A 595-nucleotide genomic window follows, 5' to 3' on the forward strand; every position below is an offset into this window, starting at 1 on the left:
GAGAATGTAGGAACACTTTCGGTCGAAGTAACTGCCGATGACGGAAACGGGGGAGCTGTATCCGATATTTTCGACATTGTCATTTCCGCAGCAAACAATATCCCGACGGTCATCAACCCTATCGTCGATCAGGAAGCCACTGAAAATATCCTTTTCAGCTTCGAATTTCCAAATGATGTTTTTCAGGACCTTGACGGGGACGGATTAACCTACTCTGCACTGCTCGTAGGCGGCGGAGATTTACCCGCATGGCTAGTCTTTGTTCCTTTGACAAGGACTTTCTCTGGAACCCCTCTGGCTGAGAATGTAGGAACGCTTTCGGTCGAAGTAACTGCCGATGACGGAAACGGGGGATCTGTCTCCGATATTTTCGACATTGTCATTGCCGCAGCAAACAATATCCCGACGGTCATCAACCCTATCACCGATCAGGAAGCCACTGAAAATATCCTTTTCAGCTTCGAATTTCCAAATGATGTTTTTCAGGACCTTGACGGGGACGGATTAACCTACTCTGCAAAGCTTGCCGGTGAGCAAGATTTGCCTTTATGGCTGAATTTTGATCCTTTGACAAGGACTTTCTCAGGAACTCCTC

At 47.4% G+C, this 595-nt stretch carries 1 protein-coding gene; it reads left to right on the plus strand.

Annotation, left to right across the window (positions count from 1 at the left end; all coding sequences use genetic code 11):
* Positions 1-595: putative Ig domain-containing protein (locus tag NK987_RS21355; RefSeq protein WP_259265502.1), on the plus strand; the 595-nt coding region annotated here is incomplete at both ends.

This window comes from Aquiflexum gelatinilyticum (assembly GCF_024813435.1).
In the GTDB taxonomy this organism is placed as follows: domain Bacteria; phylum Bacteroidota; class Bacteroidia; order Cytophagales; family Cyclobacteriaceae; genus Cognataquiflexum; species Cognataquiflexum gelatinilyticum.